This window comes from Bartonella sp. WD12.1 (assembly GCF_002022415.1).
Classification (GTDB): domain Bacteria; phylum Pseudomonadota; class Alphaproteobacteria; order Rhizobiales; family Rhizobiaceae; genus Bartonella.
The window spans coordinates 1541920-1567432 of sequence record NZ_MUBG01000001.1 but is presented as its reverse complement, the minus strand read 5'-3'; the positions used below and the strand labels follow the sequence as shown (position 1 = coordinate 1567432).

The window sequence follows — 25513 nt, the reverse complement described above, 5'->3', positions numbered from 1 at the left end:
CAAAATATGACACACAAGTCATTATCCTTCCTTTTTTCTGGTCTGTTTATTACAATTCTACTTGATCAAGCAATAAAATTTTGGGTTGTACAGACCATACCTTTAGAAACAAAAATTCCGCTTCTTCCTTTTATTTCGCTTTACCATGTACGCAACTCTGGCATTGCATTTTCATTTCTTTCTTCTTTTTCCCATTGGGGACTCATTGCTTTTACGCTCATTATTATCATTTTCCTTCTATGGTTTTGGAAAAATATCGAGCATGATAAAATTTTAACACACTTTGGTATTGTTTTGATCCTTGGTGGAGCAATTGGAAATCTTATTGATCGTGTTCGTGTCCATTATGTTACTGATTATATATCATTCCACATTGATGGCATCTTTTCTTTTGCTATTTTCAATCTTGCTGATACTTTCATAACACTTGGATCCATTGCCGTGTTAATCGATGAATTTCGTATTTTGCTTCGAAAAAAACATTATACCAATAATGATACTTCTATAAAATAATGTATTATTTCATTACTTATGAAGCTATTTCTGCCATAAATATAACCTCTTATTTTACCCTTTAATATTGACGGTATAAAATTGGCTTGGATAGTACTCCATTTTGAATTCTTCTTAATCACCCAAAATAGAAAAATTTTTAGTATTCATTAAAAAAACAAAGTATTTAATTAAATTTTTGAAATTATGCGCATTAATAAATACTACTGAATATAGCTAATTCTTTTCAGGTTTATTCGAAAAAGTTGTTTATTCTAGCTACCGACAAAATAGATTATCTAATCTTTTTAAATATTATTGAAGAGATTAAATATTTCCCATTAAAATGTGCTCTTTCATTACGAATTTGTAAGTTTTCCTTTCAATAAAAGTCTCTTGTAATTTTTAAATAAATCTCCATAATAGAAGAAGCGTATGCTGGATTTTACCAGCAGCGTTTAGGGTTGTTTATATGAGCTTAATAATAGCTTATATAACGTTATTAAAAGGAATTTTTACCTTTTAATCCCAACTCGTGATGGAACATATGCTAAAGGACTTTTTATTATGGCTGATTTCAAAAATTTACGTTCGGCGTCTGTTTCTCATGCCGATGCATCAATCGATCAAGGATTGCGCAGTTATATGCTGGGCGTCTATAACACAATGGCCATTGGTTTACTTATTACAGCTTCTGCTGCTTATATAATTGCATTATTGGCCACAACAGCAGATATAAATCAAGCGGTTGCACAAATTAATGGTAGCGTTTATTTAACATCATTTGGAGTGACATTTTATACGTCACCTCTATCTTATGTCGTTATGTTTTCACCGCTTGTTGCTGTATTATTTCTTAGTTTTAAAATCAATACGCTTAGTACCAATGCTGCTCGTAGTCTCTTTTTTGGTTATGCAGCGCTCGTTGGTCTTTCATTGTCATCAATTATTTTGCGTTACACACCTGAAAGTATTGTGCAGACCTTCGTTATCACTTCTGCAGCTTTTGGCTCTCTTTCGCTTTACGGCTACACCACAAAACGTGATCTTACAGCAATGGGATCTTTCTTGTTTATGGGGTTGATCGGCCTGCTACTTGCTATGATCGTTAATATTTTTCTGGGATCAAGCGCCTTGCAATTTGCTATTTCAGTAATTGGCGTTCTCGTTTTTGCGGGTTTAACAGCTTATAATACACAAACTATCAAATTAATGTATTATGAAGGTGATGCAGATGACACTCGTGGTCGTAAAATTATTATGGGTGCGTTAAATCTCTATCTTGATTTCATTAATATGTTTGTTTTCTTGCTGCAATTTTTGGGTTCAAATCGCAATTAACTATACAGTTATTGTTTTATTGAAAAGCCTTGTTTCACACAAGAAACAGGGCTTTTTTGTTTTTAATATAAGTTCGTATTTTCTAATCCTTTGGCATTATATTTACGTGTACTGAACAACATTAACTCAAACATAAAATGATAAAGAAGCCTCATAAACCAAAATTTCGCTGGCCCACCGCATTTATCCAGCAAAAGCTTCATAAACCTCTTTTAAGTGTTATTCGTAATCGTTCTGGTCAGCGACCAAATACCGTTAATTGTGATAACGATTATGATCTTGTTGTTGCTTCTTATAATGTTCATAAATGTGTAGGTGTTGATAAAGTTTTCAACCCTACTCGCATTGTACGTGTTATTGCAGAATTACAAGCTGATATTCTCGCGCTCCAAGAAGCGGATAAACGTTTTGGTGAACGCATTGGTTTGATTGATCTTAAATTGTTAAAAGCTGAAACAAATTTGATTCCTGTGCCTTTGAATACCATGTCACCCAATGGCCATGGTTGGCATGGTAATGCTCTTTTTGTGCGTCAAGGGAGGGTGCATGATGTTTTACAAATCTCCCTACCTGGTATTGAACCACGAGGTGCTATAATGGCAGAATTAGAAATGGAGACAGGTTTTATTCGCATTATCGCAGCTCATTTTGGCTTGTTACGCCACTCTCGCAATCAGCAAGTAAAAATGCTCCTTGCACTTTTGCAAAAACGCTCTTTTATGCCCACATTAGTTATTGGTGATTTTAATGAATGGCGAGTAGGGAAAAAATCGTCATTAAATCATTTTTTCCCTTATTTTGATATCACACTAGGAACTGTACCAAGTTTTCCTTCTCGCTTTCCTTTTCTAGCTCTTGATAGAATTTTTGCTTTTCCTCCCCATTTGGTAACAAAAATTGAAAGTCATTATTCTCCACTAGCACGTGTTGCATCAGATCACTTACCAATTAAAGCTCATCTTAATCTTGCCAATGTAATGACGACGTTTAAAGACCAAATAAGCGAAAAAAACTAATGTGCCTCATTCCAGTTTTGAGCAGCAGTGACTTTTACTTTAAGAGGGACAGACAAAGATAATGCAGGCATTGCAGCATTTTCCATTACCTTTGTAACAAGGATTTTTGTTTTTTCACTTTCAGTTTCTGGCACTTCAAAAATCAGTTCGTCGTGAACCTGTAGTAGCATTTTTGCTGACAGTTTTTCTTTTTTTAAAGCACCTTCCATTTGGATCATAGCACGGCGAATGATATCTGCAGCCGATCCTTGAATTGGTGCGTTGATAGCAGCTCTTTCATTGAAAGTGCGGATTTGTGAATTCGTCGCTTTTATTTCAGGGTAATGAATACGACGTCCAAAAATTGTTTCTACATAACCATGTTGGCGCGCAAATGATTTAGTCTTTTCCATATAATCTTTAATTCCTGGAAATCTTTCAAAATAAATATCGATATAGCGACTTGCCTCATTTCGTGAAATACTTAATTGGTTTGCCAATCCAAAAGCTGAAATACCGTAAATAATACCAAAATTAATCGCCTTTGCACGTCGGCGTATATCTGAGGGCATTCCTTCTACTGCAACTCCAAATATTTGCGATGCGGTTATAGCGTGAATATCTTGATCTTGTGCAAACGCCTCTTTCAATGCAGTGATATTAGCGATATGTGCAAGAATGCGCAATTCAATCTGACTATAGTCGGCCGATAATAGTACACATCCCTTTGGAGCAATAAAAGCTGTTCGAATTTTACGCCCTTCTGGTGTTCGTATTGGAATATTTTGCAGATTGGGCTCTGATGAAGATAATCGTCCAGTTGATGTTGTTGCTAAAGAATAATTAGTGTGAACACGTCCTGTCTCAGGTAAAATGTAATAAGGTAAAGCATCTGTATAAGTGGATTTTAATTTTGTAAGTTGGCGCCAATCAACGATTTTACGTGGTAAAGTATGACCTTCAGCAGCTAATTCTTCTAAAATTTGTGCAGAGGTTGACCATTGACCATTTTTGGTCTTAACACCCCCAGGTAAACCCATTTTACCAAAAAGAATATCACTTAATTGTTTTGGTGAAGCAATATTAAATCGTTCACCAACCAATTGGTAAATTTCCTCTTCCAGAGAAAGGGAAGCCTGCGCTAATTCACATGAAAGACGTGAAAGAATTTGTCTATCAACCAGAATTCCTCGTTCTTCCATTTTTGCAAGAACTTCTATTAGTGGTCGATCAAGACGTTCATAAATTTTCGTTACTCCTTGTGCAACAAGTTGTTGTTTTAAAACTTGCCATAACCGTAGCGTTATATCGGCGCTTTCTGCTGCATAAAAGGTTGCCTGTTTTAAATCTACTTGTGTAAAAGAGGTAATTTTTTTCCCGTTATGTGTTAAGTCCTTGTAAGCAATTGGTTTATGCTTAAGCCATCGTTCAGACAAAATATTCCTATCATGAGTCGAAGTTCCAGCATCTAAAGCATATGATATGAGCATTATATCATCAAAAGATTGTGTTACAATGCCGTATTGTTTCATAATCAACCAATTATATTTCATATTATAGCCAATTTTTAATACAGCTTGATCTTCTAATATTGGTTTTAAAAGCGCTAAAACCTTCTGTGTTTCAATTTGTGTGACTACACGCCCACCTCCTAAAAGGTCGCACGCTCCTTCAGTGTGTTCTAGTGGTATATAAGCTGCTTTTTCTGGCTGTAATGCTAACGAAAAACCAATAATTTTCGCTTGTATAGGATCTGGTGAGGTTGTTTCTATGTTAAAAGCAAAATAACTTTGCTCTTGTGCTTCCAATAACCATTCTCTTAAATTTTTCTCATCAAGAATGGTTTTATAAGAGTCTCCTACATTTTTTTGGACAAGAGCCTGATCTTTACGTTTCTGTGCCAAAATCTGTGGTGAATTTTTATAAGAATCATGGGTTAATAGTGGACCAGCTTCCTCACTATCCAAGTCAGGTCCGTGAATATTTTGCGTCCACTCAATATCTACATCAAGTGCATCAATAACCTCTGCATCACATGCTGTTGCTTCTGCTACACGACGCGTTAACGTTGTAAACTCCATAGCTTTTAAAAAAGCAATTAAACGTGGGCCATCTTGTGGTTCTAAAATGAAATCATCTAAATTATTGTCTATAGGCACATCTGTTTTAAGCTTTACTAATTCACGAGAAATCTTTGTTTGCTCTCTATAAGCTTGAATATTTTCACGTCGTTTTGCTTGTTTAATTTCTTCTACATGTTGCAATAAGAAATCCAGAGTACCAAATTGATTTAATAATTGTGCCGCGATCTTAGGACCAATACCTGGAACCCCTGGAATATTATCTGTGGGATCTCCAACTAAAGCTTGCAAATCAATCATTTTTTCAGGCGTTACGCCCCATTTTTCTATGACTTCAGAAACACCGATATGTTTATCTTTCATTCCATCATATAAAGACACATACCTATTTACCAATTGCATTAAATCTTTATCCGAGGAAATAATTGTTGTTTTTGCTCCCGCCTGAGTTGCCAATCGTGCATAGGTTGCAATTAAATCATCTGCTTCAAATCCTTTTTTTTCAATGCAAGGTAAATTAAAAGCTTTTGTAGCTTGTCGTATTAGAGCAAATTGAGGAATAAGGTCTTCAGGAGGAGCTACACGATTGGCTTTATATTGAGGATAAATTTGTTTACGAAATGTATCAGACGAATAATCAAAAATAACAGCAAAATGGGTTGGCACAATACCAACAGCTGTATTGCGAGCATCACAAAGTAACTTCCATAACATGTTGCAAAAACCGGCTACAGCCCCTACAGGAAGCCCATCTTTTTTACGTTTTAAGGGTGGTAAAGCGTGATAAGCACGAAAAATGTAACCTGATCCATCAACTAAAAATAAATGATCTTTTGTTTCCATGATAGTTTCATTTCTTTATTTTAGAGCAAAACAAATTTATTTTTATATTTTTTTCGATCTCATTTCAAAATTTATAGAGTTGCCTCTGAAAAGCCATTTTTTTGTTTTTATAAGGTATAAAGCCGTTGCATTTTATTAGTACCGAGAGCTTTTCTTTGTTATTATAGGATATGATAGCTTTCATTTTACTCCTTCTATGATAGCTAAGGTACAATGTAGCGGTAAGGTCGTTGTGGTGTTCCCCTCCCCACAACGGCCATATTTTTAGGAGTTGTATTATCTGATACCAATTTTCAATAATTTTTCAAAAAAAGCCTCAAATTTTTATTGGTAAATTTTAAAGTTATTCCATAAAGCTTTATTGCCTATTTTCCTAACTAAATCAGCGTGCATATTTTTTTCTTGTGTGCTTAACCTTGAAGGTAAAACGTGGGGACGAACTTTAATTGTATGGGGAATATTCTTGCCATTTTGAACATTTTCATCAAGGTCACTATTGTTATCAAAACTAAGTACACCCTGTTTTCCACCAATTAATTCAATATAAACATCAGCAAGAATCTCTGCATCAAGTAGAGCTCCATGAAGAACACGATTACTATTATCAATTCCAAAACGTTTACATAAAACATCAAGAGAATTAGGTCCCATAGGGAATTTTTGCCGTGCTATAGCTAGTGTATCAATGACATTATCAACACTGATAAGCGGTTTATTGATCCGCCCTAATTCCGCATTAAGAAAGCTTATGTCAAAACTTGCATTATGAGCAACCATTGTTGCACCATCGATAAATTCTAAAAACTTATCAGCAATATCTTCAAATTTCTTTTCATTTTTTAAACGTTCATTGGTCAATCCATGAATCGCTACAACTTCATCAGGGATAATGACTCCTTGCGGATTTAAATAAACATGGAATTGACGTCCTGTAAGATAACGATCAACCATCTCTACACAACCAATTTCAATAATACGATCGCTGTCTTTATCTAAACCCGTTGTCTCGGTATCAAAAATAATTTCACGCATTTCTTTAATTCTTTAAAGATACATCCTTTAGTAAACTCTTTATTATATGAAAAACTTGTTGACGTGTATTATCTAAACTTTTTCCCGTATCAATCACAAAATCTGCACGTTCTTTCTTTTTCTCATCGGATATTTGTTTGGCATTGATCGCTGCAAATTTTTCCTCACTCATATTTGGACGATTCATTACACGCTTCTTTTGTATTGCTGATGGTGCAGATACAACAATTACACTATCTACTCGATTTTCACTGTTTGTTTCAAAAAGAAGCGGAATATCAAGAACTATTAGTTTTTTTCCCTGTTGGCGTGCTCTGTTAACAAATTCTTTCTCTTTTTTCCAAACTAAGGGATGAATTATTTTTTCTAAAGCTTTTAGTTTTTCGTGATTATTTATCAAAACTTTAGAAAGTTTTAAACGATTAACTTGACCATTTTCAACAACACCTGGAAAAGTACGTATAATAAGGGACAAGACCGGCTCACTACAATAAAGTTGGTGCACTACTTCATCAGCACTAAAAACAGGAACACCTGCTTGTTTAAAAAAACGAGCAGTTGTTGATTTGCCCATGGCAATTGATCCGGTCAATCCTATAATTTTCATATTTTATTTTCACTCATATCCTCTACAATCGCTGTTCGCAATGCTTTTGTTACAAGCGGTCTTATTCCAAACCATCGCTCAAAACCAGGTACAGCCTGATGTAAAAGCATACCAAGTCCATCGACTGTTTTCAAACCATGAGCTTTTGCTTGTTGCAAAAAAGGGGTTATCAATGGAGTATAAACAACGTCTGTTATCAATGCTGTTGGTTTTACTTTATGAAAATCAAAAAAAACATCTTTTTGTTTGTTATAAAGATTTATCATATCCACAGAAGTTGCATTAACAATAAGATCAACTTGATAAAGTATCTTATAAATATTATGCCAATCATAAACCTCAATAGGTTTTCCAAAATACTCAGCCAAATCGTTTGCATGCTGTCTTGTACGATTAAACAAGAAAATACGTTCAAACCCACGTTTTTTTAAGATATATAAAACAGCGCGCGCAGCGCCTCCTGCACCAAAAACAAGTGCTGTTTCTTTAACCCAATCAGGAGTAAACTCATCAAGATTAGCACTAAAACCATATGCATCAGTGTTTGTGGCACAAAGTTTTTGCCCTTCAAACCATAATGTATTAACAGCACCAACAGCTGTTGCTACCTTATCCTTATAAGTTGCTAAATGAAAAGCTTCTCTTTTATAGGGTAAGGTAACATTGCCTCCACAAAAACCCCTTTTTTGTGAAGATATAAGAAAACTCTTAAATTTTTCAGTTTTTACCTCTTTTGCAAGATACTCACCTTGTAAACCATATTGTTTGAGCCAAAAATTGTGAATCTTTGGTGATTTTGAATGATGAATAGGATAACCAGCAATAAAAGCACACGGATACTCTTTTTTTTTGCAATTTATTGCAAAATTAACCATCAATAACTCCCAAATGACGCAATTTAGCCAATAAAGGTAATAATGGTAAACCAATAATAGTAAAGAAATCTCCTTCTATTTTTTCAAAAAGGTGGATTCCTTCTTTTTCAATTTGATATACTCCTACACTTTTAAAAACATCCGCCCCTACACGCGTTAGATAACGTTCAATGAATTCTGATGAGAGAGAACGTACCGTCATATGAGCACTAAAAGCTTCAACCCAAATTTCTTGATCATTCTTGACTAAAGCTATTGCACTATGAAGAGAATGCGTTTTTCCTGATAAAGAACGTAATCGTTGATATGCTTCTTTAATGTCTGAAACTTTATGAAAAATCTGGCCCTCCAGATCAAGTATTTGATCACAACCTATAACTAATGCATGAGGAAAACGCTTAGAAACATTTTTTGCTTTTGCACTTGCAAGGAAACAACTCATTTCTTTAGACGTTTTAGTTTTTATTTTCTCTTCTATTTTTCGTTCATCAAAAGAAGCCGCTTCAATAGAAAATTTCAAACCAGCTTTGTTTAACAATTGTGCGCGATAGGAGCTAAGAGATGCTAATATTAACATATTTTCATCCATATTTTTATCTTCCCTCACGAAATTGTGATAAAAGTTTAAATACCGCTGCTGCAGTTTCTTCAATAGAACGTCTTGTTACATCAATGATAGGCCAACAAAAACGCTCATAAATGCGTTTTGCATAAATTAATTCTCTAGCTATGCTAGTGCGATCAGTATAATTTTCAATAGTGAAACCTTCTCCCAAATCTCTATTTTGACGAATATGTGAAATTCTTTCAGCTGAAGCAATTAAACCAACAACTAAAGTATTTTTTTCTTTTAAAAGGGTTTGTGGTAAATCAATTCCCGGAATAAGAGGTACGTTAGCAGTCTTTATTCCACGATTTGCTAAATAGATACTTGTTGGTGTTTTAGAAGTTCTTGAAATTCCTACAAGAATTACATCTGCATCTAATATACTATCAGGAGATTGTCCATCGTCGTGCTCTATTGTAAAATTCAATGCTTCAATACGACGAAAATAATCTGCATTAAGACCATGTTGTGCACTAGCACGTAAATTTGTTGGTGTTCCAAGATAAGACTGAAAAACACTTAAAACAGGATCTAAAATAGCAACACAAGGAGTACCTATTTTAGCACATACCTTACTGAGAAATTGCTTCATTTCTTCATCAATAATTGTATAAAGAACAATACCCGGCTTTTTTTGAATTTCATCAAGAATTTTTTGCAACTGTGTTTTATTACGAATCATCGGATAAAGATGTTCTATTGCCTGATACATCGTGTATTGTGATGCAACAGCTCTCACAGCAGAGATTAATGTTTCCCCTGTTGCATCAGAAATCATATATAAATGAAAGCTTTTTTTTCCTTTTGCATAGAAATTTTAACTTCTTGTTAATAAATGTGTATAGAACTTCACACTTATTCATAAAATAAAAAATTTAAAAAAATATTTTATCATTATGTACAAACTAGATGACTATGATAAATAAATTTCTCTTTTTAAAAAGAATGGGGATAATATTTCCAAAGTATTTCTATTACTTACTTTTTTTCTCTCTTCTTTGTGGACAAAACTGAGGATGAACAAGTATAATTAGTAATCCACATTAAACACAGGTTTTAATAAGAAAAATCTCTCTTTTCAGAATATCTTTTAATTTAAAAAAATTCTGAAAAAAAATTATTCATAATAAGTAACACCTTTTTATTATGAATAATAATAATATAAATTATTATATTTTTCACATATCTAATAATTTTAAATTTATTATTATATTAATACAAATATAAAACATTAAATTTTATAATATATATAGAGAGAATATATGTTTAATAATTATTTAAAATTAAAATCAAAAATTATTTAATTTAATAAGATAAGTTATCTTTTATATTTATTTAGTTTATTTCTAAACTTAACTATAACTTATACTTTTACTGTAATTATTTAATTATACACAAATTAAAGCGAGTAGAGTAATGCTTGCAGTTTAAAAGAGTTAAGTGTATAATATTTATTTCTTAATAAGAATGTTTCATTCTTCAAATTCCCCATAAACTTAGTGAATTTTTTATTCAGAAATAATTCCCCATTCTAATTAAAGAGAATATTTCATGCAAGAAATGAAACTACAGGAGCTCAAAAGTAAAAATCCCGTTGAACTTGTTACTTTTGCTGAAACATTAGAAGTTGAAAATGCTTCATTGATGCGCAAACAAGAGTTAATGTTTGCTATTTTGAAAAAACTTGCTTTGCAGGATGTAGAGATTATTGGGGAAGGGGTCGTTGAAGTTTTGCAAGATGGATTTGGATTTTTGCGATCTGCAGATGCTAATTATCTTCCAGGACCTGACGATATTTATCTTTCTCCTGCGCAAATACAGTCTTTTTCTTTAAAAACAGGAGATACGGTTGAAGGTCCTATTCGTGGGCCAAGGGAAGGAGAACGTTACTTTGCTCTTCTTAAAATTAATACAATTAATTTTGAAGATCCTGAGAAAATTCGCTATAAAATTCACTTTGATAATTTGACTCCTCTTTATTCAAATGAACGTTTCCAAATGGAAATGCAAGATTCTACAAATAAGGATATGTCATCACGAGTTGTTGATTTAATATCCCCGTTAGGAAAAGGTCAACGAGGATTAATTGTAGCACCTCCTCGAACAGGAAAAACGGTTTTACTACAAAATATTGCTCATTCTATTACAACTAATCACCCTGAGTGTTATCTTATTGTTCTTTTGATTGATGAGCGTCCAGAAGAAGTAACAGATATGCAACGTTCTGTAACGGGGGAAGTGATTTCTTCTACTTTTGATGAGCCAGCAATACGTCATGTGCAAGTAGCTGAGATGGTTATCGAAAAAGCTAAACGCTTGGTTGAATGTGGGCGTGATGTTGTTATCCTTCTTGATTCAATTACACGTCTTGGACGTGCGTATAATACGGTTGTTCCTTCATCAGGTAAGGTTTTAACTGGTGGTGTTGATGCAAATGCTTTACAGCGTCCTAAACGTTTTTTTGGTGCAGCACGCAATATTGAAGAAGGTGGATCTTTAACTATTATAGCAACGGCTTTGATTGACACAGGTAGTCGTATGGATGAAGTTATTTTTGAAGAATTTAAAGGAACAGGTAATTCAGAAATTGTTCTTGATCGTAAAGTTGCTGATAAGCGTATTTTCCCAGCGATGGATGTTCTAAAGTCAGGAACACGTAAAGAGGATCTTTTAGTAGCTCGTCAAGATTTACATAAGATTTTTGTACTTCGTCGTATTTTAGCACCTATGAATGTAACAGATGCAATTGAGTTTTTAATTGATAAATTAAAACAGACAAAAAATAATAGTGAATTTTTGATTCAATGAACACTTAGAAATATCATAGTTTTAAAATAGGATTAGTCCTGTGGATACAATCTTTGCGCTTTCAAGTGGATTGTTACCTTCAGGGGTTGCAGTTGTTCGACTTTCTGGTCCTCATGTTGTAGATATTATTAAAACACTTTGTGGTTGTTTACCCAAAGCACGATTTATGCATTATGGGGATCTTATTGCACGCGATGGTAGTCTTTTAGATTCTGCTCTAACTGTTTTTTTTCCTGGCCCCCATAGTTTTACGGGTGAAGATTGTGCAGAATTTCATTTACATGGGGGTAAGGCTGTTGTTAATCGTTTTTTAGATGAATTATCTACATTTCCTGAGTGTCGTATTGCTGAGGTGGGTGAATTTTCTCGTCGGGCATTTATTGAAGGAAAAATAGATTTAATTCAAGCAGAAGCTCTTGCTGATTTAATAAAGGCAGAAACAGAAGGTCAAAGACGTTTAGCTGTTATAGGTGCAAGTGGACATTTAACAAAACTTTACCGTAGTTGGCGTGATGAGCTTATAACAGCACGTGCTTTAATAGAAGCAGAAATCGATTTTTCTGATGAAGACGATATTCCAGATTCTGTATCTGATGAAATCTGGAAAAATATGAAAAAACTTAGCTGTTCTCTTTATGAACATATTGCTGCAGGAGAGCGCTCAAATATTTTACGTGATGGGTTAAGAGTTGTTATTGTAGGTGCTCCAAATTCTGGAAAATCAAGTATTATTAATCGTTTGGCTGGAAGACCTGTTGCTATTGTAACGGAAGAAGCAGGAACAACACGTGATGCTTTAGAAATTAAATTAATACTTGGCGGTTTACCAGTTTTTTTAACGGATACTGCTGGTTTTAGAAAAACAGAAAATAAAATTGAACAATTAGGTATCGAAACTGCAAAGCAACATATTATAGACGCTGATTTAGTTATCTTGGTTGATGATATGAATAATCCTCAAGAAATTCATTTACCAAAAACATCAGCTGAAATATGGCGTGTTGGTAATAAACTTGATCTTTGTAAAGGAGATAAGATACGTTGGTCTATACAGTTTTCAGCATTAAGTGGTTTAAATTTTGATCATCTTATAAAGGAAATAGAATCATTTTGTCTGCGTCGTGTTACTGAAATTGGTAATGTTGTTTCAGCACAAAAAAGACAACTCCAATTATTAAAAGAAGCTGTTAAAGAAATTGATGCTTCAATAAATCATATTTCTCTTGATTTAAGTTTACGTGCAGAACATCTTCGTCGTGCAAGTGATTTACTTGGACGAATCACTGGTGATATTAATGTTGAAGATTTACTTGATGTTATTTTTTCACAATTTTGTGTTGGCAAATAAATGATTCACGTGAAACTTTAAGATAGTTTGATATGGAAAAAACAAATGCAATTGTATGATGTTATCGTTGTTGGAGGAGGTCATGCTGGCTGTGAAGCTGCTTCAGCTTCAGCACGTGTTGGAGCGCGAACAGCACTTGTTACTTATCAAATATCAGAACTTGGTACAATGTCATGTAATCCTGCTATTGGCGGACTTGGAAAAGGACATCTCGTTCGTGAAATAGATGCTTTGGGTGGTTTAATGGGGAAGGCTGCAGATGCTGCTGGAATACAATTTCGACTTCTTAATCGACGGAAAGGACCAGCAGTCAGAGGACCACGCACACAAGCTGATCGACAATTATATAAAAAAGCAATTCAAGGTTTTTTACAAAAGCAAGAAAATTTAAAACTCATTGAAGATGAAGTTATTGATCTGATTATTGAGGATGGTCATGTTTCAGGTGTTTGTTTAAAAAAACAAGGGAATGTTTTTTCTAAAGCTGTGGTTTTAACAACAGGAACATTTCTGCGTGGTCTTATTCATATAGGTGATAAAACGTGGTATGCCGGTCGTATGGGTGAACGATCAAGTATACAACTTGCTGAACGCTTGAAAAAATATGATATAAATCTTGGACGATTAAAAACAGGAACTCCTCCTCGTCTTAGTAAAAAGACAATTCGTTGGGAGATACTTCCCAAACAGCAAGCTGATGAATATCCAGTACCTTTTTCTTTTTTAACAGAGAAAATAGAGCAGCCTCAGATTGAATGTGCAATCACACGTACAAATATACAAACACATCAAATTATTAGTAAAAATATACATCGGTCTGCTTTATATTCAGGAGCTATTGAAGGAGTTGGACCACGTTATTGTCCTTCAATTGAGGATAAAATTATTAAATTTTGTGAACGAGATGGACATCAAATTTTCTTAGAACCGGAAGGATTAGATAGCGATACTATTTATCCAAATGGTATTTCTACTTCTCTTCCTGAAGATATACAAATTTCTTTCTTGAAGACTATTGAAGGATTAGAAAATGTAACGGTTTTACAACCAGGTTATGCTATTGAATATGATTTTGTTGATCCTAAACAACTGACCAGAACCTTGGAATTAAAATCTTTACCAGGATTATTTTTAGCAGGTCAGATTAATGGTACAACAGGATATGAAGAAGCTGCAGCACAGGGACTTTTGGCTGGGCTCAATGCTGCTCGTCAAGTAGGTGGTTTAAAGGAAATTATTTTAAGCCGTTCAATAGCTTATATTGGAGTCATGGTCGATGATTTAGTTTCACGTGGGGTTTGTGAACCTTATAGAATGTTTACATCACGGGCAGAATTTCGTTTATCTTTACGTGCTGATAATGCTGATGCTCGTTTAACTCCTTTAGCACAACAATGGGGTATTATTAGTAATACTCGATGGAACTTTTATCAACGTAAACGAGAATGTCTTGATCAAGCACGATCAATTTGTCAAAAACTCTTTTTGACTCCCAATGAAGCATCTGCTCATGGATTACATATAAATCATGATGGAATTCGACGATCAGCTTATGATCTTTTAGCTTATCCTGGTATGAGTATAACACGTCTTTCATCTTTTTGGCCACAATTACAATCAATCGATGCTAAAACTGTTGAAGCTCTAGAAATTGAAGCACAATATGCAGTTTATTTAGAAAGACAAGCACAAGATATTGCTGTTCTTCAACGAGATGAGCGTTTAGAAATTCCTACTTCTCTTGACATTCAAGCAATTTCTGGGCTTTCAAATGAATTAAAAACAAAAATTCAGCAAGCATCACCACGCTCAATTGCTGACGCACAAAAAATTGATGGCATGACACCAGCAGCATTATCATTAATTATTACATCTATTCAGCGTCAAAGACGTGAAAAGGCAAAATCAGCTTAATGACTTTCTTGATAGAACAAAAATATCAGGATCTCTTAAATCTAGTTCCTTCTGTTTCACGTGAAACGGTAGAAAATTTAATGAGATTCGAATCTCTTGTGATTCAATGGAATAAACGCATTAATTTAATATCTCCTGCGACAGTACCAGTTTTATGGACGCGTCATATTTTAGATTCTGCTCAGATTTATCCTTTACATAATCAGTGTTTGCATTGGTGTGATTTTGGATCAGGAGGGGGTTTTCCTGCAATTGTTATTGCTATTTTTCTTAAAAGTAAAAAAGAGGACATATTGATTTGGTTGAGAGCAATGGAAAAAAAGTAGCTTTTTTACGAACGGTTATTGCTCATCTGGATCTTCCAGCAACAGTTCATCATTGTAGAATTGAAGATGTATATCAGAAAATAAGCAAACCAGAGCTTATAACTGCGAGAGGTTTGGCTTCATTGGATATTCTTTTACAACTTTTATCTCCTTTGTTAACGCAAAAAACAATAGCTCTTTTTCAAAAAGGTCGGGATTATATGACAGAAATAAAAAATGCCTCTGCCAATTGGCGTTTTGATCTGCTAAAACATCAAAGTAAAATTGATACAAGCTCTGTTATCTTAGAAATTTCTCATGTTCGATCATGTAAAGGGTAAAGCAAAATGAGCGAAACACGAATTATCGCTATTGCAAACCAAAAGGGTGGGGTGGGTAAGACAACGACAGCTATTAACCTTGCAACAGCTTTGGCAGCTATAGGTGAAAATATTCTTATTATGGATATTGATCCACAAGGTAATGCAAGTACAGGACTTGGAATTGATCGTAATAGTCGTCTTTTATCCTCTTATGATGTTTTAATTTCTGAAATCTCTGTGGTAGATGCTGCTTTAAAAACAGTTGTGCCTAATTTGCATATTGTACCTTCTACACTTGATCTTTTAGGTGTTGAAATGGAAATTGCTTCATCGCAAGACCGTATTCAGCGGCTACGCAAAGCTCTGTGTGATGATCAGATGGTGTCTCAAAAATTCAGTTATATTTTGATTGATTGTCCTCCTTCACTTAATCTTTTAACATTAAATGCTATGGGGGCGGCAGATTCTGTTTTGGTACCAATGCAGTGCGAATTTTTAGCGCTTGAAGGTTTAAGCCAATTGCTTGAAACGGTAGAACAAGTACGGTATGCTCTAAATCCATCTCTAGAAATTCAAGGTATTGTTTTAACGATGTATGATGGACGTAATAATCTTTCCAATCAAGTTGTTGAAGATGTACGCTCTTTTATGGGAGAGAAGGTTTATCGTACTGTTATTCCACGTAATGTACGTGTTTCTGAAGCTCCTTCTTTTGGTAAACCAGCATTACTTTATGATCTTAAATGTGCTGGTAGTCAGGCTTATTTACGACTAGCAACGGAAATTATTCAGCGCGAAAAACAAGCAAAAACTGCTGCTTAAAAAGTGTGAGAAAAGTAATTTATTGTGAAGTTAGCTCAAAGAGTAGAATCATGAATGATGATCAATCAAAAAAAAGACTAGGTCGTGGATTAGCAGCACTAATCGGAGATGTCAGTTTAAATAGTGATCCTGCACATTTATTAAATCCTGTGAGATTCACAATGAAGTCAAATATGGATTCTATCGTTTCTGAACGGTTGGTATCTATTGAACTTATTTCACGTAATCCCAATAATCCACGACGCCACTTTACGGATTTAGAACTTGAAAATTTGGCTCAGTCAATTCGTCAACATGGTGTTGTTCAGCCTGTTCTTGTAAGGCCTTCACCTCATCACCCTGGTCGGTTTGAATTAATCGCTGGTGAGCGGCGGTGGCGTGCTGCACAACGAGCCAATTTAAGTCAATTACCCGTTATTATTCGCGATGTAGATGATAAGACAGCTTTAGAATTAGCTATTATTGAGAATATTCAACGTGCTGATCTTAATCCTATTGAAGAAGCAATGGGATATGAAATGTTGCTTAATGAACATGGTTATACTCAGGCAGATTTGGCACAAGTTATTGGAAAAAGCCGAAGCTATGTTACAAATACTCTTCGTTTATTAAAACTTCCACCAGAAGTACAAAAATTTTTAATTGATGGCCAACTTTCAGCTGGTCATGCACGTTGCCTCATTACCGTCAACAATCCACAAGATTTAGCTGAAAAGATTATTCATGAAGGACTCTCTGTTCGTCAGGCAGAAGTGCTGACACATGAACAGGCAAATCCTAAAGTAAAAAAACGAACTTTAGTGGAAAAAGATATGGAAACAAAATCTTTAGAAAAATTGTTGACTGATATGATCGGAATGAAAGTAGCCATTCGACACAGTAAAGATGGTGGTGATTTAAAAATACATTATTCTTCATTAGAAGAATTAGATGATATTTGTCGGCGTTTACAAAGTTAATCAGTAATCCACAAAAGGGCACGAATTCGGTTGATATATTTTTGACCAAATTCCAGATTACTTTGAGATAAAGTAATTTTTTCATCAAAATTATCGTTGTCTTCAAGTGCTGACACTGCAGCTAATGTTGCTTGAAGTGCCATAAAACCAATAACATAATCTTTTGGCGTGATATTGTTTTTTTCTAAAACGCCAGCAAGTTTTGGTCGACCAGATACAGAAGCAATAAGCCCTTCAATACTGTTATCATTCCCAGTACCAGGTGCATCTGGTTCTATGGGTAAATTTGCAACTTCTGTTTTAATTTGTTCCATTTTTACAAGGAAATCTTCTGTTAAAGGATAGTTCGCAACGATATTTGAGGGGAGAGTAGATGTTATAACAGAGTGATAATCTGTTTCATTTGTTATTATTTTTTGAGCATATGTTGTAAAAGGAGAGAGTAAAATAAAAAACACATACAATACCAATTTTAACATGGTTAGAACTATTCCCTTCTTTTACAGTTTTTAGCAACTTCGCATTTGATAAGCTGATGTTATGGATTTCTTTGTCTTCAGAAAATCAAATTAAATTATATTTTTTATGAATGAGTAGGCTTATCAAAAAATTTTCTTATAAATAAATTGCTCGATTAACATAGACTTTCTTCATAAATAATACTGGGCAAGAATTTATAAAACCATTCAATGATAATAGGTATTTTCTGATTAGGAATTAGATTTATCCTTTTTTATCAAAGGGGTTGTTGAATATTTCATAATGATGGTTATTTGTGATAGCATAAATATGAGAGTTATGGACATAACACCAAATACTTTAAAACTAGCCCAGAAATTATCACTAAAATTACGCCAGATTACTTCATTTAGAACAGCAAGAAAAACGAAAAAAAATGCCCACCGATAGGTCAATTTTTGCCATCCTGTATCGTTCATTTTAAGAGTAGAATCAAAAACATAGCGCAATAGTGGTTTTTTGAACAATAGGCCACCAAAGAGAATAAGCGCAAATAAGCTATTGATGATTGTGGGTTTCATTTTGATAAAAGTGTCATTATGAAGCCAGAGAGTTAAAAATCCAAAGACCAGGACGAATATCCCTGAGATAAGTGGCACTATGGGAACTTTGCGCATAATGAACCATGATAAGCTTAAAGCAATAATAATCGCTATCATAAAAACAGCAGTTGCAGGAAAAATGGGTTTGTTAAAGCTTTTAAAAAGTCCGATATTATTGATCAGCCATTGCCCTTTATAATTAGCAAGAAAAAAAACAACCAATGGACCCATTTCTAAGAAAAGTTTAAGTGTTGGTGAACAAGATATTTCTTGACTGTTGTTGGTATTTTTCAAATTGGGGTTATTGGATGAATTGGATTTAGAGTGTTTCATGAAGATTTCCCTACAATAGCTTTAGCAAAATCAGAGGCAGAAAAAGGTTCAAAATCCTCAATCTTTTCTCCTATACCGATAAAATAGACGGGTAATTTATATTTATTTGCAATGGCGACTAGAATTCCTCCTCGTGCGGTACCATCAAGTTTTGTCATGACTAAACCATTAACACCAGCAACATTATGGAAAATATCCACTTGATTGAGCGCATTTTGCCCAGTTGTTGCATCAAGTGTTTGAAGAACTGTGTGGGGTGCTTGAGGATTATGTTTCTTTAAAACACGAATAATTTTAGCTAATTCATCCATTAATTCACTTTTATTTTGTAGACGTCCAGCTGTATCAATGATTAAAACATCGCTTTCTTCCTTTTTTGCTTTTTCATAAGCATCAAAAGCTAAACTAGCAGCATCTGCACCAAGTTTAGTTGAAATAACGTCAGCTCCTGTACGTTCACCCCAAATATGTAATTGTTCAATGGCTGCAGCACGAAATGTATCACCAGCAGCCAACGTGATTTTCAACCCACCTTCTGCTAATTTAGCCGCTAATTTTCCAATGGTTGTTGTTTTTCCTGTTCCATTGACGCCTACCAGTAAAATAACATGAGGCTTATGACTAAGATCAAGTTCCAGTGGGATAGCAACAGGTTCAAGAACTTTTTTGATTTCATCAGCCATGATAGTATAAAGGTCATCTAGAGATAAATCCTTCTCGTAATGACTAGATGCTAAAATGTCGGTAATGCGTGTGGCTGTTTCTACACCAAGATCTGCTTGGATAAGAATATTTTCTAATTCTTGCAATGTGTCTTCATCAAGTTTCTTTTTGATAAAAAATGCACCAAGGGAATCACTTAATTGCTGAGAAGAAAGAGATAATCCTTTCTTAAGACGCTCAAACCATGCCACCTCTTTTTGTTCAATAGGTAAGAGAGGTAAGTGTTCTTCAATTTTCTTTTCTTTAATTGTGTCAGCGACAATCACTTTTCCAGAAAGTGGTTCAAAAGATGAAGATTTTTCACTGTTTTGTGTTAGTGTTTCCCTTTGTTTTTCTTTTTCAATATGGGTATTTTCAAATGTAGAGACATGATTATTTTTTGTGATTTGTGCAGTTGTATCAGCTGTAGAAGTTTCATGAAGAGCAGGAGCTTGTTTTTGTTTAATAGTTTGCTCTTTAGATTTACGGAAAGAGAATATTTTTTTAATAAAAGACTGTGTCATAAGAGCTTTCCTATTCAAGCTGCATTCCATTTAATATGTTCAGCAATTAATTTATTACCATCATGGCCAATAATAAGGGCTTTAATGATTGTTCCAGCTTTAGCACCTTTAATGTGTGTGAGTGTATAATCTTCGGTTCGTCCAATCTCATCTTTTTCAACAAGGATTATTTGTTGACTATTTTTTAAATGAGCAAGATGTTTTTGATAGGCTTTTTTTCCTGCGTTACGGAGTTTTTCTGCACGAATTTTTATTATTTCGCGATTAATTTGAGGCATACGGGCAGCAGGTGTTCCTTCTCTTGGGCTAAAGGGAAAGACGTGAAGATGCGTTAAATTACACTCATCGATCAAAGCTAAACTGTTTTGAAACATTTCTTCTGTTTCGGTTGGAAAACCAGCAATTAGATCGGCACCATAAACCATTGTAGGGCGTTTAGCGCGTAAGTCTTGACAAAACTGGATTGCGTTTTCACGCAAATGTCGCCGTTTCATTCGTTTTAGAATCATATTACTGCCAGCTTGTAAAGATAAATGCAGGTAGGGCATTATTCTTTTTTCATAAGCTAGGAGATCGATTAATTCTTGATCTATTTCAATAGAATCAATTGATGAAAGACGCAGTCGTGGTAAATCAGGTACATGATGTAAAATAGCTGAGACTAATTTTCCTAACGAAGCTTTTCCTGGCAAATCAGCACCATAACTTGTAAGGTCAACACCTGTGAGGACTATTTCTTGAACACCATTGCCTATAAACTTTTTAATTTGTTCAATGATAGTACCCATAGGAACTGAGCGTGATGGCCCACGGCTATAAGGAATAATGCAAAATGTACAGCGATGATCGCATCCATTTTGCACTTGTACAAAAACACGCGTACGTCCTTCTATTGCACCAACCATGTGTGGGGCAATGTTGCGCACCTCCATAATATCATTAATACGCAATTTTTCATCGTGATTTATGCCAAAATCAGGAAGTTGACGATAGGAATGGGTATGGAGTTTTTCTTCATTTCCTAAAACAAGATCCACTTCTGTCATAAGAGCAAAATTTTCTGCTTCTGTTTGAGCTGCGCATCCTGTAACAACAATACGGGCATGAGGATTTTCACGTTTAGCTTTACGGATAGCTTGTTTAGCTTGTCGCACCGCTTCAGCAGTGACAGCACAAGTGTTAAAAATAATGGCATCACCTTTGAGCTTATCAAGACCAGCAGAAGCGCTTTTTTCACGAATGACTTCTGATTCATAACTATTAAGTCGACAACCAAATGTTACAATTTTTATAGCCATCAAGAATAATCCTTTTCATAAGCCCCTGTTAAGGGATCAAAAAGACCGTTGAATTCATATTCTGCCTGGCCTGTCATGATAATATGGTTATCTTCTCGATAATGAATAGCAAGTGTTCCTCCTGGTAGATTTACATCAATATGACGTTCAGTTAATCCACGTCGGCAAGCGGCTACAACACTAGCACAAGCAGCGCTTCCACATGCCTTTGTTAATCCAGCCCCCCGCTCCCACGTGCGTAAAGTTAGACTTTTCTGTGATGTTACAAAAGCAATAGAGATATTACACTGTTCTGGAAAAAGTGGGTCATGTTCAAGCTTTGGTCCATATTTTTCTAATGGAATAGATTGAATATTGTGATCAACGAAAAAAATAGCATGCAGATTTCCGACAGATACAAGGCAGGCATCCTGTAGGGGGCCGGCAGTTATTTTTACATGATTAGTATCGGCTATTTCGCGTGAAACAGGCATATCTTTTGCATTAAGATGTGGGCACCCCATATCAACACGAATAAGACCATTACTTTGGCGTTCACCTTCAACAATTCCGGCAGGTGTTTCTAATCGAAAGCTTTTATTGAGGATGTGATTTGAGAGCCATTCAATAACACAACGTGTACCATTACCGCAGGCTTTTGCTATTGAGCCATCAGCATTCCATATTTCGATGCGAAAGTCTGTATCATTTTGACTTGGTGGATGAATAGCCATAATTTGATCAAAGTGTGTTTGGGGATCTACAGCTAAGGTAAGAATTGCTTGTGGTGTGATATTATGTGCGCTTTCACGCATATCAGCAACAATGATTTGATTTCCAAGACCATTCATTTTGCTGAAAGGTATCTTCATAAGGTTTCTCTATTTTGAGTGGTAAATGATAAGCACAATAAGGCGATATATGACTGAAAATCTTTCAGATTACTAGTATTTGTTCGAGATAAAACTAAATAAGAAGAGGCATTATTATTCGAGATTGACAATTTTCATTGTACTTCCATGTTTTTTGCCTTTATCTCACGAGTTTTTTTTATTTATTAATTTATCTTAATATAATGGTACATGTAAATGGTAGTACATATAAGAGTGCTTTTACGTCTTTTGAGTACATTTATTTATTATTATTTATGGGAGGTTATTATTATGGGAAGGAGTAAAATATGATCTTTTCAAGAACTTCAGCTTTCATTGCACTATCAGCTATAACTATTTTAAGTGGTTGTTCAACATCCCGATTTGGGAATAATGATAATGATAACGCACGTGAAGTTGTTTATCCTGTTCAGCAGATGTCGGAATCTGTAACAGCATCTGATCTCCCAGAAATTGAAACGTCTGTTTCTTCAATGAGTGAGAGTGAATATCCTAATAGCGAAATACAAGAAGCGAGTATTGAGCTACCAGGTAATACTGTTGATTTGTTTCCTGCTAGTATTGCTGGTGTGTGGAACTTGTCTGTAAACGGTAAGGTTTGCCGAATTGCAACTCCACAGACAAAATTTGGTCAAGGGTACCGCGCTGGTCCTTTACTTTGTCCAAAAATATTTTCCGGAGTTAAATCATGGGCTATCAAGGGAAAGAGATTGTATTTCTATGATGACTCAGGGCACGCTGTTGCTGCTTTTTATTCCACCAATGGAAATTATTTTGAGGGGCGTACATTTGATAACCAGCCAGTTTTTTTAAGCCGTTGATAAAAAAGAAATAGTATTCATAAATATGTGTGTGAATTTTTCTTTTATTGAAAATGATTTGCAAAGGGGATGCTTGGATGGTTTTAGTTTCGACGCGCTATGAAAGTTTAGTTTCCAAAGGAGAAATTAATTCGGATCCAGCTCAATTAGCTTTAATAAAATATTTTGATTGTTTGCTGCAAGAAATTTCGGCGCAAAATACTTTTCAGTCTTGGGCATTCTGGCGTCGCTTTAAAAGAAAAAAACAACCTTGTTTACATATTTCAGAACAAAATAATAATCACGGTTGCATTCAGGGTTTATATATTTATGGTGAAGTAGGGCGCGGCAAAACCATGTTAATGGATTTGTTTTTCTCTTGTTTGCCACAAGGCAGTAAAAAACGTGCCCATTTCAATGATTTTATGGCTGATGTCCATGAACGTATCAAAATACATCGTCAGATGCTTAAATGTACAAAAACTAAACAAGATGACCCTATTTTAGCCGTTGCAAAAAATCTTGCACAAGAAGCGCGTGTGCTTTGTTTTGATGAATTTAGTGTAACAGATATTGCAGATGCTATGGTACTCTACCGCCTTATTACGGCTTTATTTGATCATGGGGTTATTTTTGTTGCCACTTCAAATGTTGCTCCTGATGATCTTTATCGTAATGGTTTGAATCGAGAGCTTTTTTTGCCTTTTATTCAAATTTTAAAGACCCATGTTAACGTTGTTAATCTTGATGCAAAAACAGATTATCGTCTTGAAAAGTCAAATCTACACCATGTGTATGTAACACCGTTAGGGCCTACGGCAGATGCAAGCATGGATCAGGCATGGGAGTTTGTGCTGCAGGGTCAAAAAGAAGTGTCTGATACTTTATCTGTAAGGGGGCGCTTTATTCATATTACACGTTCTGGTGCAGGGTGTGTGCGCTTTGATTATCAAGATCTGTGTGCAAAACCTTTAGCGGTTGCTGAATATTTAGCGTTAGGAGAAAATTATCATACAGTTTTTATTGATAATGTTCCGGTGATGGATGATACACATCGCAATGAAACAAAACGGTTTATTTTACTTATTGATACCCTTTATGAACGCCACATAAGACTGTTTATGTCGATGGCAGCAGAACTTGAAGATTTATATCAAGGGTACTGGCAAACAACAGAAACATTTGAGTTTCAAAGAATACAATCACGTCTTTTTGAAATGCAAAGCCAAGATTATCTAGATGTTTGGAAAAAACAATTTTTGGATAAAATAAAATGATTATTACTTTGTCTTTAGGTAAACTATAAAAATAATAGTTCTTTGAATTTAAAAGTATTGTAATAATCTATTGTATTTTTTTAAGATTCATCTTATCGGTAAAATGCAGTAAATTTCTAATTTTTGATTTATAGAGGGATTTTATGTCAATGAAGAGAGAAATGTGATTAGTTTCATACTTTCCCATTTTTGATAAATTTAGGGGAAATATTCAATCTTATTAGCGCTGGGAATTTTGCGCTTGGTTATCTGATAAAAATTGAGAAAGAAAAATGGCACGAAAGAAAATAGCTCTTATTGGCTCCGGTATGATTGGGGGTACTTTAGCACATATGGTTGGGCTTAAAGAACTTGGTGATGCCGTCTTATTTGATATTACGGAAGGAATGCCACAGGGTAAAGCTCTCGATATAGCTGAATCCTCTCCGGTTGATGGTTTTGATGTTAATTTAACAGGCTCTAACGCTTATGAGGCAATTGAAGGGGCTGATGTTATTATTGTAACTGCAGGTGTTGCGCGCAAGCCTGGTATGAGTCGTGATGACCTTTTAGGGATTAATCTAAAAGTTATGGAACAGGTTGGTGCAGGAATTAAAAAATATGCACCTTCAGCGTTTGTGATCTGTATTACTAATCCTCTTGATGTGATGGTTTGGGCGTTACAGAAATTTTCAGGTCTTCCGGTACAAAAGGTTGTTGGTATGGCCGGTGTTCTTGATTCAGCACGGTTTCGTTATTTCTTGTCTGAAGAATTTAACGTTTCTGTTAAAGATGTGACGGCGTTTGTTTTAGGAGGACATGGTGATTCGATGGTGCCTTTGGTGCGCTATTCGACTGTTGGTGGTATTCCTTTGCCTGATCTTGTCAAGATGGGTTGGACAACTCAAGAAAAACTTGATCAAATTGTTCAACGTACGCGTGATGGCGGTGCGGAAATTGTAAGTTTGCTCAAAACAGGTTCTGCTTTTTATGCACCGGCTTCTTCTGCCATCTCTATGGCTGAAGCTTATTTGAAAGATACTAAGCGTGTTGTTCCTGTTGCTGCTTATCTTTCAGGTGAATATGGCATCAAAGATATGTATGTTGGTGTTCCTGTGGTTATTGGTGCTGGTGGTGTTGAAAGAGTAATTGAAATTGATCTTAATAAAGATGAAAAAGATGCTTTCGAAAAGTCAGTCAATGCGGTGCAAAAGCTTTGTGAGACTTGCGTTTCTATTGCACCTAATCTTAAAAAATAAAGCTCAATTCTACACTTAAAATAAGATGCTTTAAGTGTTTGAGGATTGATTTAGTG

Annotated in this window: 20 protein-coding genes and 3 pseudogenes; 12 read left to right on the top strand and 11 right to left on the bottom strand. The window is 34.9% G+C overall.

The window, feature by feature from the left end; translation table 11 throughout:
- Positions 1 to 6 precede the first annotated feature (6 nt).
- The 3 genes from lspA (at position 7) to BWD121_RS07050 (ending at position 2849) form a co-directional block, all read left to right on the top strand.
- On the top strand, positions 7 to 513 hold the full coding sequence (gene lspA, locus BWD121_RS07060; protein WP_078663937.1) for a signal peptidase II: 507 nt from the start codon (positions 7 to 9) through the stop codon (positions 511 to 513).
- A 546-nt stretch (positions 514 to 1059) separates the two neighbouring features.
- Positions 1060 to 1833, top strand: a complete 774-nt coding sequence (locus BWD121_RS07055) for a Bax inhibitor-1/YccA family protein (RefSeq protein WP_078663936.1) — start codon at positions 1060 to 1062, stop codon at positions 1831 to 1833.
- A gap of 137 nt (positions 1834 to 1970) precedes the next feature.
- Entirely contained in the window at positions 1971 to 2849 is an 879-nt protein-coding gene (locus BWD121_RS07050; RefSeq protein ID WP_078663935.1) for an endonuclease/exonuclease/phosphatase family protein, read from the top strand.
- On the opposite strand, the gene polA is transcribed toward BWD121_RS07050, so the two are convergent.
- The 6 genes and pseudogenes from polA to BWD121_RS07020 form a co-directional block, all read right to left on the bottom strand.
- Positions 2846 to 5752, bottom strand: coding sequence for a DNA polymerase I (gene polA, locus BWD121_RS07045; protein WP_078663934.1), 2907 nt, complete (start codon positions 5750 to 5752; stop codon positions 2846 to 2848). The two genes, BWD121_RS07050 and polA, sit on opposite strands and share 4 nt — an antisense overlap.
- Before the next feature lie 324 nt (positions 5753 to 6076).
- On the bottom strand, positions 6077 to 6784 hold the full coding sequence (gene dnaQ, locus BWD121_RS07040) for a DNA polymerase III subunit epsilon (RefSeq protein WP_078663933.1): 708 nt from the start codon (positions 6782 to 6784) through the stop codon (positions 6077 to 6079).
- Positions 6785 to 6788: 4 nt separating this feature from the next.
- Positions 6789 to 7391 (bottom strand): dephospho-CoA kinase, encoded by a 603-nt coding sequence (gene coaE, locus BWD121_RS07035; RefSeq protein WP_078663932.1) that lies wholly within the window; start codon positions 7389 to 7391, stop codon positions 6789 to 6791.
- Entirely contained in the window at positions 7388 to 8266 is an 879-nt protein-coding gene (locus tag BWD121_RS07030) for a shikimate dehydrogenase (protein ID WP_078663931.1), read from the bottom strand. Before BWD121_RS07030 ends, coaE begins: the two co-directional genes overlap by 4 nt.
- A complete protein-coding gene (locus BWD121_RS07025) occupies positions 8259 to 8855 on the bottom strand; it encodes a Maf family nucleotide pyrophosphatase (protein WP_078663930.1) in 597 nt (198 codons plus the stop codon). The genes BWD121_RS07030 and BWD121_RS07025 overlap by 8 nt, the downstream gene beginning before the upstream one ends.
- 4 nt (positions 8856 to 8859) lie before the next feature.
- Positions 8860 to 9678, bottom strand: a pseudogene (locus BWD121_RS07020) (pyruvate, water dikinase regulatory protein); the annotation flags it as partial.
- Between the two features lie 746 nt (positions 9679 to 10424).
- Between BWD121_RS07020 and rho the strand changes: the two are divergent.
- The 6 genes and pseudogenes from rho to BWD121_RS06990 all read left to right on the top strand — a co-directional run bounded on the left by rho (position 10425) and on the right by BWD121_RS06990 (position 17352).
- Positions 10425 to 11689: pseudogene (rho, locus tag BWD121_RS07015) on the top strand (transcription termination factor Rho).
- 32 nt (positions 11690 to 11721) lie between these two features.
- On the top strand, positions 11722 to 13029 hold the full coding sequence (mnmE, locus tag BWD121_RS07010; protein ID WP_078663928.1) for a tRNA uridine-5-carboxymethylaminomethyl(34) synthesis GTPase MnmE: 1308 nt from the start codon (positions 11722 to 11724) through the stop codon (positions 13027 to 13029).
- A 45-nt stretch (positions 13030 to 13074) separates the two neighbouring features.
- Entirely contained in the window at positions 13075 to 14943 is a 1869-nt protein-coding gene (mnmG, locus tag BWD121_RS07005) for a tRNA uridine-5-carboxymethylaminomethyl(34) synthesis enzyme MnmG (RefSeq protein WP_078663927.1), read from the top strand.
- Positions 14943 to 15589 (top strand): annotated as a pseudogene (gene rsmG / locus BWD121_RS07000) (16S rRNA (guanine(527)-N(7))-methyltransferase RsmG). The gene mnmG and the pseudogene rsmG overlap by 1 nt, the downstream one beginning before the upstream one ends.
- Before the next feature lie 6 nt (positions 15590 to 15595).
- Positions 15596 to 16393: a ParA family protein gene (locus tag BWD121_RS06995; RefSeq protein ID WP_078663926.1), complete on the top strand. Its 798-nt coding sequence runs from the start codon at positions 15596 to 15598 to the stop codon at positions 16391 to 16393.
- A 50-nt stretch (positions 16394 to 16443) separates the two neighbouring features.
- A complete protein-coding gene (locus tag BWD121_RS06990; RefSeq protein WP_078663925.1) occupies positions 16444 to 17352 on the top strand; it encodes a ParB/RepB/Spo0J family partition protein in 909 nt (302 codons plus the stop codon).
- Here the strand turns inward: BWD121_RS06990 and BWD121_RS06985 are convergent.
- The 5 genes from BWD121_RS06985 to dapF form a co-directional block, all read right to left on the bottom strand.
- The gene (locus BWD121_RS06985) at positions 17349 to 17831 is read right to left on the bottom strand and encodes a hypothetical protein (protein WP_078663924.1); all 483 of its coding nucleotides are present in this window, start codon (positions 17829 to 17831) and stop codon (positions 17349 to 17351) included. The two genes, BWD121_RS06990 and BWD121_RS06985, sit on opposite strands and share 4 nt — an antisense overlap.
- 231 nt (positions 17832 to 18062) lie before the next feature.
- On the bottom strand, positions 18063 to 18746 hold the full coding sequence (locus BWD121_RS06980) for a septation protein A (RefSeq protein ID WP_078663923.1): 684 nt from the start codon (positions 18744 to 18746) through the stop codon (positions 18063 to 18065).
- On the bottom strand, positions 18743 to 19972 hold the full coding sequence (gene ftsY, locus BWD121_RS06975) for a signal recognition particle-docking protein FtsY (RefSeq protein ID WP_078663922.1): 1230 nt from the start codon (positions 19970 to 19972) through the stop codon (positions 18743 to 18745). The genes BWD121_RS06980 and ftsY overlap by 4 nt, the downstream gene beginning before the upstream one ends.
- Before the next feature lie 14 nt (positions 19973 to 19986).
- On the bottom strand, positions 19987 to 21270 hold the full coding sequence (mtaB, locus tag BWD121_RS06970) for a tRNA (N(6)-L-threonylcarbamoyladenosine(37)-C(2))-methylthiotransferase MtaB (protein WP_078663921.1): 1284 nt from the start codon (positions 21268 to 21270) through the stop codon (positions 19987 to 19989).
- Positions 21270 to 22121 (bottom strand): diaminopimelate epimerase, encoded by an 852-nt coding sequence (gene dapF, locus BWD121_RS06965; RefSeq protein ID WP_078663920.1) that lies wholly within the window; start codon positions 22119 to 22121, stop codon positions 21270 to 21272. The genes mtaB and dapF overlap by 1 nt, the downstream gene beginning before the upstream one ends.
- 308 nt (positions 22122 to 22429) lie before the next feature.
- On the opposite strand from dapF, the gene BWD121_RS06960 reads away from it, so the two are divergent.
- From BWD121_RS06960 to mdh, 3 genes are all read left to right on the top strand, one after another.
- On the top strand, positions 22430 to 22963 hold the full coding sequence (locus BWD121_RS06960) for an AprI/Inh family metalloprotease inhibitor (RefSeq protein WP_078663919.1): 534 nt from the start codon (positions 22430 to 22432) through the stop codon (positions 22961 to 22963).
- A gap of 77 nt (positions 22964 to 23040) precedes the next feature.
- The gene (gene zapE / locus BWD121_RS06955; RefSeq protein WP_078663918.1) at positions 23041 to 24219 is read left to right on the top strand and encodes a cell division protein ZapE; all 1179 of its coding nucleotides are present in this window, start codon (positions 23041 to 23043) and stop codon (positions 24217 to 24219) included.
- Between the two features lie 272 nt (positions 24220 to 24491).
- Positions 24492 to 25457 (top strand): malate dehydrogenase, encoded by a 966-nt coding sequence (gene mdh, locus BWD121_RS06950; RefSeq protein ID WP_078663917.1) that lies wholly within the window; start codon positions 24492 to 24494, stop codon positions 25455 to 25457.
- The last annotated feature ends 56 nt before the right edge of the window (positions 25458 to 25513 follow it).

Excerpts from the sequence above, each read along its gene's own strand:
- lspA (WP_078663937.1), top strand. The coding sequence starts at position 7 with ATGACACACAAGTCATTATCCTTCCTTTTTTCTGGTCTGTTTATTACA.
- BWD121_RS07055 (WP_078663936.1), top strand. The coding sequence starts at position 1,060 with ATGGCTGATTTCAAAAATTTACGTTCGGCGTCTGTTTCTCATGCCGAT.
- BWD121_RS07050 (WP_078663935.1), top strand. The coding sequence starts at position 1,971 with ATGATAAAGAAGCCTCATAAACCAAAATTTCGCTGGCCCACCGCATTT.
- polA (WP_078663934.1), bottom strand. The coding sequence starts at position 5,752 with ATGGAAACAAAAGATCATTTATTTTTAGTTGATGGATCAGGTTACATT.
- dnaQ (WP_078663933.1), bottom strand. The coding sequence starts at position 6,784 with ATGCGTGAAATTATTTTTGATACCGAGACAACGGGTTTAGATAAAGAC.
- coaE (WP_078663932.1), bottom strand. The coding sequence starts at position 7,391 with ATGAAAATTATAGGATTGACCGGATCAATTGCCATGGGCAAATCAACA.
- BWD121_RS07030 (WP_078663931.1), bottom strand. The coding sequence starts at position 8,266 with ATGGTTAATTTTGCAATAAATTGCAAAAAAAAAGAGTATCCGTGTGCT.
- BWD121_RS07025 (WP_078663930.1), bottom strand. The coding sequence starts at position 8,855 with ATGGATGAAAATATGTTAATATTAGCATCTCTTAGCTCCTATCGCGCA.
- mnmG (WP_078663927.1), top strand. The coding sequence starts at position 13,075 with ATGCAATTGTATGATGTTATCGTTGTTGGAGGAGGTCATGCTGGCTGT.
- BWD121_RS06995 (WP_078663926.1), top strand. The coding sequence starts at position 15,596 with ATGAGCGAAACACGAATTATCGCTATTGCAAACCAAAAGGGTGGGGTG.
- BWD121_RS06990 (WP_078663925.1), top strand. The coding sequence starts at position 16,444 with ATGAATGATGATCAATCAAAAAAAAGACTAGGTCGTGGATTAGCAGCA.
- BWD121_RS06985 (WP_078663924.1), bottom strand. The coding sequence starts at position 17,831 with ATGTTAAAATTGGTATTGTATGTGTTTTTTATTTTACTCTCTCCTTTT.
- BWD121_RS06980 (WP_078663923.1), bottom strand. The coding sequence starts at position 18,746 with ATGAAACACTCTAAATCCAATTCATCCAATAACCCCAATTTGAAAAAT.
- ftsY (WP_078663922.1), bottom strand. The coding sequence starts at position 19,972 with ATGACACAGTCTTTTATTAAAAAAATATTCTCTTTCCGTAAATCTAAA.
- mtaB (WP_078663921.1), bottom strand. The coding sequence starts at position 21,270 with ATGGCTATAAAAATTGTAACATTTGGTTGTCGACTTAATAGTTATGAA.
- dapF (WP_078663920.1), bottom strand. The coding sequence starts at position 22,121 with ATGAAGATACCTTTCAGCAAAATGAATGGTCTTGGAAATCAAATCATT.
- BWD121_RS06960 (WP_078663919.1), top strand. The coding sequence starts at position 22,430 with ATGATCTTTTCAAGAACTTCAGCTTTCATTGCACTATCAGCTATAACT.
- zapE (WP_078663918.1), top strand. The coding sequence starts at position 23,041 with ATGGTTTTAGTTTCGACGCGCTATGAAAGTTTAGTTTCCAAAGGAGAA.
- mdh (WP_078663917.1), top strand. The coding sequence starts at position 24,492 with ATGGCACGAAAGAAAATAGCTCTTATTGGCTCCGGTATGATTGGGGGT.